Raw genomic sequence first — 4,806 nt, 5'->3', positions numbered from 1 at the left:
ATAGGAGGTGGTGGAGCGCGGGCTGGTATAGGACAGGCCGACGCCGAGCCCGTTCGCGGCAAGGCTGCGCATCGTCTCCGTCGTGCCGGCATGATGGGCGATCCGCGGGTGCAGCCCGGCGCGTTCGAAAAGCTGCAGCATATGGGCGCGGCTCAGCTCCTGCTCGGTCAGGATGATCGGCTCGGCCGCGACTTCCGCCAGGGTGACGGTCGCGACCTTGGCAAAAGGATGCGCGCGGCTGACGACCACCTGCAGGGGCAAATCCAGAAGCACTTGGCGCAGACAGGCGGAATCGAGACCGAGGTTATAGGTGATGGCGAGATCGAGGCCCGGACCGCGGCCGATCTGGCGCGCAATCTCTTCGAAGGTCAATGTCTGCCAGCGGATTTCGATCTCTGGCAGGTCCAGCGCCGCGCGGGCCAGAATCGGCGCGAGCAGGAGCGGGGCCAAATCCTCAAAGACGCCGAGCAGCACAGGCGTTTGGGGTGCTGCATCGTCGAGCGTGAGCAACGTCGTTGTTTCAGCAATTATCAGTCGCGCGCGGGCGAGAAATTCCCGTCCGAAGGAAGTGGCCGCCATCCGCGCTCCCGGACGTCGCAGGAACAGCGGCTTGCCGAGCAAGGCCTCGATCTGGGTCAGGGCGACGGACACCGCCGGTTGCGAGACATGAAGCGCCGCCGCCGCGGCCGAGACGCCACCGTGGGTCTCGATCGCGACCGCATATTCCAGTTGCCGCAGAGTTACCGATAGCATCTACTTATCGTGTGCATGAGAATATATTATTCGTTTTTATGGGTTGTGCAGGGCAAGCTGGTCAAGCCGCAGCACCGGGGGGATGACGACATTGGCCGCACCTGTCTCTGACCAGCAGATTGCCGATTACCGCCGCGATGGCGCCGTGTTGATCAAAGGCCTGTTCGCCCCCTGGGTCGAGACGCTGCGCGCCGGGGTCGCGCGCAACATGGCCGAGCCCGGCCCCTATGCGTCCGAAAATACGAAGCCGGGAGAGCGGGGCCGCTTTTTCGATGATTACTGCAACTGGGAACGGATTCCCGAATTCGCCGCGGTTATCCGCCAGCCCGTGGTGGCGGCCGTGGCGGCAGCGCTGATGCAGTCGGAAACCGTGCAAATGTTTCACGACCATGTGCTGGTGAAGGAATCCGGCACCGCGAAGGCGACGCCCTGGCACCAGGACAGCCCCTACTACTTCGTGGAGGGAGCGCAGACGGTGAGCTTCTGGTCCCCGCTCGACCCGGTGAAAGAGGCGAGCCTGCGGTGTGTCGCGGGGTCGCATCTGTGGGATAAGCCGGTTCTCCCGTTGCGCTGGGCGTCAGAGCAGAATTTCTATCCGGACCCGAGCCTTTATCAGCCGGTGCCCGACCCGGATGCGGAAGGCATGACCGTGCTGGAATGGGCGATGGAGCCGGGGGATGCGGTGGCCTTCAACTTCAAGACGCTGCATGGCGCTCGCGGCAACAGCGGTGCGCTCAATCGCCGCGCCTTTTCCCTGCGACTGGTGGGCGATGACGCCCGCTATGTCGAGCGGCCGGGCCGCACCTCGCCACCCTATCCCGGGCATGACATGCGGCCGGGCCAAAGACTGCGGGAAGATTGGTTCCCCTATTTGCGCGGCGGGGCCAAAACCTGAGGCGGTTGCGTGGCCGAAACGCCACGACAGGTCGGATCGCAGCCCGGCGCGCCGCAACCGCTGTTCGAGCTGGAGATCTCCGCCGGCTGTCGCACCGTCATCGGGCCGTGCTTTGTTCGCCCGGGTGAAGGGGCTGCGGGGCGAAGCTGGAGCAGCTGGGCGACCACGGCAATGGCGATCTCGGCCGGCAGCTTCTTTCCCACGCCCGGCAGGCCCACGGGGCAGGTGAAGCGCGTGAGCGTCGCCTCATCCACGCCGGCGCGGCGCAGCCGGCTCATGAAGCGCGCGCGCTTAGTGTCCGACCCGATGGTACCGACGAAGCCGAGATCGCGCCGTGCCAGGGCGGCGGAGGAGAGATCGTAATCGAGCCCGTGATCATGGGTCATGATCAATACCATTGTTCCCGGCGGCAGGGCCGCGATATCCTCGGCCGTGGTCGTTGACCGAAGATGGATGTTGGAGGGCAAGGGAGCTTCCCCGAAGATGCCGGGCCGAGCATCGAACCAGAGAAGCCGGCAGGGCAAATCGCCCAGAAGCTTCGCGGTTGCCCGCCCGACATGCCCGGCGCCGAAAAGTGCCACAATCCAGGCTGGCGGCCGGATCGGCTCGAACAACACCGTGGTCGCGCCCCCGCAGCACTGGCCGAGCGCGGGCCCGAGCGGAAAATCGCGCATCACGGGAACCGCATTCTCCGAGGCGAGCAGAGCGCGGGCGCCCTGGATGCTTTGGAATTCGAGATTGCCGCCACCGATCGTGTCCCACACCTCGGCCTGGGAGACGACCATCTTCACCCCGGCCTCGCGCGGGGAGGAGCCGTCGGCCGCGATGACGCTGACAAGCACGCCGGCCTCTCCTCGCCGATCAAGCGCGTTCAGGGCGTCGAGCCAGGCCGGCATCACTCGGCCGCCCTGGTATCGGGGAGGGCGACCGACGCGCGCAGACTCTCGATGGCCATCAGCACGCGTTCCGGCGTCGCCGGCGCATCGAGCGCAGGGGCGGCCTGGCCGCTGCCGAAAGCGGCAGCGGCATCGCGCAGCGCCTGGAAGACCGCGATGCCAAGGTTGAGCGGCGGCTCTCCCACGGCCTTGGAGCGGAAGATCGCATTTTCCCTGTTACGCCCGGCCTCGTAGAGGCGCGCGTTGAATTTCGTTGCGAGGTCTCCGATCGCGGGGATCTTGTAGGTGGAGGGGGCGTGCGTGCGCAGCCGGCCGCGTTCGTCCCACCAGAGCTCCTCCGACGTCAGCCAGCCGGCACCCTGCACGAAACCACCCTCGATTTGTCCAAGGTCGATTGCGGGGTTCAGGGACTTGCCGCAGTCATGCAGGATATCGACACGGCGCTGGCGATACTCGCCGGTCAACCCGTCGACCTCGACCTCGGCCAGCGCCGCGCCATAGGCGAAATAGTAGAAGGGGCGGCCAGTCTGCGTCTCCGCGTCGAAATGGATTTTCGGCGTGGCGTAAAAGCCGGTGGAGGACAGCGAAACGCGCTGCAGACGGGCGAGCTTGGCGAGTTCAGCAAAGGCGATGCGCCGGCGCCCGGCAATGACTTCGCCATTCGCGAAGATGACGGCGGTAGCCGGCACGTCAAATTCCGCGGCCGCGACATGGGCGAGCCGCTGGCGGATGGTATGCGCCGCCGCCTGGGCTGCCTTGGCATTCAGATCCGTGCCGGCCGAGGCGGCGGTGGGCGACGTGTTTGGCACCTTGGCGGTGCTGGTGGCCGTTACCCGCACCCGATCGAGCGGAATGCCGAACTCTTCCGCCACGACCTGGGCGACCTTGGTAAAGAGACCCTGGCCCATCTCCGTGCCGCCATGGTTCAGGAGCACGCTGCCGTCGGCGTAAAGCTGCACCAGGGCGCCTGCCTGGTTCAGATGGATCGCCGTGAAGGAAATGCCGAATTTCACCGGCACCAAAGCAAGGCCGCGCTTGATCCAGGGACTTTCCCGATTGAAGGCCGCGATCTCCTCCCGCCGGGCGGCGTAGCCCGCGCTCGTCGCCAGCTCATCGACAAGATCGGCGATGATGTTGTCCTCTACCACCATGCCATAGGGCGTGATGTTGCGGGACGTGAGCCCATAGAAATTGTGCCGCCGCACGGCGAGCGGATCGTGACCCAGATGGCGCGCGATCTCGTCCATGACATGTTCGATTCCCATGATGCCCTGCGGGCCGCCGAAGCCACGAAAGGCTGTATGGGAGACTGTGTTGGTCTTGCAACGATGCGACAGGATCGAGACGTTCTCGAGATAGTAGCAATTGTCCGCATGCATCATGGCGCGGTCGTTGACGCCGGTGGAGAGATCTGCCGAAAAGCCGCAATCCCCGGCTAGCATGAAATGGATGCCGCCGATGCGGCCCTGCGCATCGAACCCGACCTCGTAGTCGATACGGAAGGGATGGCGCTTGCCGGTTGCCACCATGTCGTCGTCCCGGTCCATCCTCAGCTTGACCGGGCGGCCGGTACGCTGGGCAAAAATCGCGGCGATGGCGGCGGGCAGTGCCGCCTGGCTCTCCTTGCCGCCGAAACCGCCGCCCATGCGCCGGGTTTCGCAGACCACGGAATGATCCGCGACGCCGAGCGCGCGCGCCACGAGGTGCTGGAGTTCGGACGGATTCTGCGTCGAACTCAGAATTGTCATGTCGCCCTGCTCGCCGGGCGTGGCCAGGGCGATCTGCCCCTCGAGGTAGAAATGGTCCTGTCCGCCGATGCGTAAGCTGCCGCGCAGCTTGTGCGGGCTGCGGGCGATTGCCATGTCCGGATGCCCGCGTCGCATGAGCCGGCTGGGCGCGATTCGCGCATCCTCCCGCGCCAGCGCCTCGTCCAGCGTCAGGATCGCGGGAAGCGGCTCGTAGTCGATGCGGGCCAGCAGCACCGCCGCGCGCGCCTCCGCGCGCGTGCGGGCGGCGACCGCGAAGAGGGACTGGCCACAATATTCCGTGACCTCGCCAGCAAAGATCGGATCGCCCGCGAAGATCGGGCCGATGTCGTTCACGCCCGGCACATCCTCCGCTGCGATGACCGCCATGACGCCGGGCGCCCTGCGGACGGCTGATAGATCAATCGACTTGATCCGTGCGTGAGCTTCCGTGCTGAGGCCGATCGCCGCATGCAGCAGGCCGCGCGGCTCGGGCAGGTCGTCGATATAGGCAGCC

4 protein-coding genes are annotated in these 4,806 nt (G+C 66.0%); 1 reads left to right on the top strand and 3 read right to left on the bottom strand.

Annotated elements, in window-relative coordinates; genetic code table 11:
• Nucleotides 1-753: LysR family transcriptional regulator (locus VL752_RS10850; protein WP_325355026.1), on the bottom strand; the 753-nt coding region annotated here is incomplete at its 3' end.
• 91 nt (nucleotides 754-844) lie between these two features.
• On the opposite strand from VL752_RS10850, the gene VL752_RS10845 reads away from it, so the two are divergent.
• Nucleotides 845-1,648, top strand: a complete 804-nt coding sequence (locus VL752_RS10845; protein WP_325355024.1) for a phytanoyl-CoA dioxygenase family protein — start codon at nucleotides 845-847, stop codon at nucleotides 1,646-1,648.
• Here the strand turns inward: VL752_RS10845 and xdhC are convergent.
• Nucleotides 1,621-2,544, bottom strand: a complete 924-nt coding sequence (gene xdhC, locus VL752_RS10840; RefSeq protein WP_325355022.1) for a xanthine dehydrogenase accessory protein XdhC — start codon at nucleotides 2,542-2,544, stop codon at nucleotides 1,621-1,623. The genes VL752_RS10845 and xdhC overlap by 28 nt on opposite strands.
• The coding region (gene xdhB / locus VL752_RS10835) for a xanthine dehydrogenase molybdopterin binding subunit (protein WP_325355020.1) at nucleotides 2,544-4,806 on the bottom strand (2,263 nt) is incomplete at its 5' end. The genes xdhC and xdhB, both read right to left, overlap by 1 nt.

The sequence above is a fragment of the Acidisoma sp. genome (genome assembly GCF_035492295.1).
Taxonomy (GTDB): Bacteria; Pseudomonadota; Alphaproteobacteria; order Acetobacterales; family Acetobacteraceae; genus Acidisoma.
Note: the sequence above shows the minus strand (reverse complement) of the source record. Positions and strands in the feature narration are given on the sequence as shown.